Genomic DNA, 3465 nt, shown 5'->3' with positions numbered 1-3465 from the left:
GATCGAGGTCTCCCAGATGGTTCTTGCCGAACTGACCGGTGGCGTAGCCCATCGGTTTCAGGATTTCGGCGATGGTCGGATCCTCGGGCTGAAGCCCGATCGGATCGCCGGGCATCCCGATTTTCAGCAGCCCGGTGCGTTTGGGCGACTGTCCGGTGATGAAGGCCGCGCGCCCCGCCGTGCAGCTCTGCTGGCCGTAGGCATCGGTGAAGCGGACACCGTCCGCCGCGATACTGTCGATATTGGGGGTGGTGTAGCCCATCATGCCGCTGTTGTAGGCGCTGGTGTTGAACCAGCCGATATCGTCGCCCATGATGACGAGGACATTGGGCAGGTCGGCCGAACCGGCGGCCTCCTGCGCTTCGGCGGCCCAGCCGGCCGCCGTCAGCGCCAGGGCCAGCGTCAGGGCCTGCCGGCCGTTCGGAAATATCTGGTTGAAGTGCATTGATCCTCTCCGGGTTGTGCGGAACATCCGATATGCAATCCGAGCCTAACATCGAATCGCCGCCGCACAAAAGCGGTCTTTCCATCGTTCCGTCCACGCGACCGCACCCTGCCGGCGCGACGGGTTGCGCCCTTCAAATGATGTGGAAATCGCCCAAAATCAGCGCGACGGCGAATACGATCGCATTGGCGACCGCGTGGGCCGCAACCGCATCGGCCAGGCGATGGCGGCGGCTCATCACCCATGACAGGGCAAGACCGGCAACGAACGCCTCGGCCCAGCGGTCATGAAGCGCGGCAAAGAGCGCCGCGCCAATACAGGCGGCAAGAACCGGTCCGAACAGCGGGCGCAGCCGACCTTCGAGATAGTCGCGAAAGAACAGTTCCTCGATCAGCGGAACCAGCACGATTGTGCCGAAGCCGCGCGCGACCATCCAGATCGCCAGACCGCCCCCCGACAATTGCCCGAACGGCGGCGCGCTGTCAGCGACTTGATAGGGAACCAGAACCCACATCGCGCCGATCGCCGCACCCACCGCAAGCGACAGGGCCGAGGGCCGTCGCGGCAGAGCTGCATAGACCTGCCGGAACAGGACCAGCGCGGCCAGCATCAGGCAGACCCGCAGCGGATATACCAGCGCCGGATTCTGGCTGAACACCTGCGCAAGCAGCGCCGAGAACATGAATACCGCAAAGGGCAGTATCCGGGCGGCATTCGCATCCTGCGACAGCGGCGGCAGCGGCGCGGCGACACCGGGAAGCGCGGTGTCAGGCGCCGTCTTTTGCAGACCCGGAAGCGATCTGGCCACATAGATGATGCCAAAGGCCGCCAGGGTGAACATCAGCCACCCCGCGTGGCTGTGAAAGCCGCCGACCGCAAGTTCGGGCCGGCCTTCGAGCCCGATCATGAGAAGCAGCGCGATACGGACGATATTGAGAACCATCGAGGCGAGGATACCGGCCGGATAGAGCCAGAGAACGCGGGGAAACCGCAGCTCCCGCCGGAAGAGGACAAGATAGATGGTGACGAACAGCGTCACCAGCGTTATCCCCTCGACCCCCGAACATTGCTGCGCGATATGGATGAAGAATCCGTCCGCACCGATGACCTTTTCGTCCGGATAGGATTGAATGTCGTAACCCGCGCGCCGGACGATCCACGCCACGGCGGCGAATGTCATGTCGGTGATCGCGTCGAGCCGCCACATGGGCCGGGTTTCGGCCGCCAGAACCGGCGCAAGCGACCCGGCGGCAACGACCGCAAGAAGCTGGCCGCCGGATTCGGAAAACAGCCGGCGCAGCCGGTGAACCGGCGCAACCAGCAGGACCAGTCCGGCAAGCAGAAGCCCGAAACCGACGACCCACAGGACCAGTGCCGCCCAGAGCATCCGTGTTCCATCGCCCTGCCGGAGCAGGGCCAGCGGCACCAGCGCGACGGCAAGGCCCGCGAGGTTCAGGATCAGCGGCCGCAGATCGCGCCCCGCATCGGAAAAAAGCTCGGCCGCCTGCGACCGGCGCAGCAGGAAATACAGCACCAGCGCCCCGAACAGCGTATAGACCGAAGCCAGCGCCATGGAGGCGCCGCGACAGGCCCAGGCCGGCCAGTTGTCGAGGCAGATGAAGCCGATTGCGTGCTTGTAGGTCAGCCCGATCGCGCCGAGTTCGAACACCAGCAGAACGAGGGCCAGAACCCAGGCTGTCCTGTGCCGCAGCGGGTCTTTCCGAAGGGCTGTCTCGGGTATCATGGCATGAATCTAATAAATCTGTCCGACAATGGAAGACGGGTCCCAACCGCTGGCAGGGACCCGTCGTTTTCAACTCCGCAGGAGGTCAGGCCGCGCGGCGGCGGCGCTCCCAGACCAGCAGGACGACAGCGGCCAGCGCGACCAGCGCGGCGGTGCCTTCCATCGCGCTGATCTCCGGCACCGAGGTCTGGCATTCGGGCTTGAAGGGAGCAGTGATGCAATCGGAGGCGAGCACGGCCGAGTTCATCAGCCCGTACGCCGCGGCCGAAATGCCGGCCAGTGAAAGTACTTTCATTTTAGTCACTCCAGAAATCGGCGGAGGTCCAAGTCTCCGCCATGGTTCACGTTCTGCCGTTTGGCAGGACGGTTCCGGCACTTGGACCTGCCGGAACCCGGGGAGGCCAGCCCGCGCGCGGGCCGGTCAATTTCATCCGAAGCAGAAGCAATCCTGTGCGAGATCATCGAAGTCGATACCAATGATGAAGGGTTGCTCGTTGCCGCTGGTCGCCGCGCCATCGACCGGATCGACGATGATCGAGACGATATCGCCTTCGCCCGGCACGTAGCCTTCGCCGTTCAGCAGCGCCTGCTGGTAGATTTCCTGCGCATTCGCCTTGGTGCCGAAGGCCGGAACGGCCTCGTTCACAAAGACGAACCCGTCGGTCAGACCCCAGATCGCGCCCTGAATCTCGGCTTCGGTATAGGTGGTGCTGGTACCGTCGCCATTGTCGACCGAGGTGAAATCCTGGTTCAGGATCCAGTTCACCAGATCGAGGTTCTCGGGATGCGCGATCGAATCGGGCGCCGAGGCCTCGTCACCCATGTAGAAGTTGACCAGGATGTCCTGGCCGGTCTGGATGCCGAGATTGACGTTGCCGCAGAAGGCGATGTCGAAGGTCTTGCCGTCGAAACGGTCGTCGCCCGTCTGGGTGATCGTGGCGTTGTAGAATTCGCCGCCGGTCTGATCGAGCGAGATGTTGACCACACCGCTGTCGGGCAGGCTGGCCTTGATCGTCTCCAGCGTGTTGGTCACGCCGCAGAAGGTCATGTCGACGTTGGCCGTATCGAAGCCACCGTTGCCGTCCGAAATGGTGTAGCTGTAGGTGGCATCGTTATGGGTGCCGATCAGCGCCGCCTCATAGACGGTGCCGGTGGCGTCGAAGACCAGCTGACCGCCGCTCAGCGTGATCTTCACGCCGTCGGAGGCAACGATGGTCTGGCCTTCGGATATCGCCGTGCCGTTCACCGCAGTGATGGTCAGCGTATCCCCGTCGGT

4 protein-coding genes are annotated in these 3465 nt (G+C 63.8%); all 4 read right to left on the bottom strand.

Going from position 1 to position 3465, the window contains the following annotated elements; genetic code table 11:
* Positions 1-445: sulfatase-like hydrolase/transferase (locus ACK5IR_RS16775; protein WP_416930536.1), on the bottom strand; the 445-nt coding region annotated here is incomplete at its 3' end.
* Between the two features lie 133 nt (positions 446-578).
* Positions 579-2189 carry an exosortase E/protease, VPEID-CTERM system gene (xrtE, locus tag ACK5IR_RS16770; RefSeq protein ID WP_416930535.1) on the bottom strand — a complete coding sequence of 537 codons (1611 nt, stop codon included), beginning with the start codon at positions 2187-2189 and terminating at the stop codon, positions 579-581.
* An 85-nt stretch (positions 2190-2274) separates the two neighbouring features.
* On the bottom strand, positions 2275-2484 hold the full coding sequence (locus tag ACK5IR_RS16765) for a hypothetical protein (RefSeq protein WP_416930533.1): 210 nt from the start codon (positions 2482-2484) through the stop codon (positions 2275-2277).
* A gap of 132 nt (positions 2485-2616) precedes the next feature.
* Positions 2617-3465: thioester domain-containing protein (locus ACK5IR_RS16760; protein WP_416930531.1), on the bottom strand; the 849-nt coding region annotated here is incomplete at its 5' end.

This window comes from Tropicimonas sp. (assembly GCF_047971885.1).
GTDB lineage: Bacteria > Pseudomonadota > Alphaproteobacteria > Rhodobacterales > Rhodobacteraceae > Tropicimonas.
The sequence above is the reverse complement of the archived record's forward strand: the minus strand, read 5'-3'. Positions and strand labels throughout refer to the sequence as shown.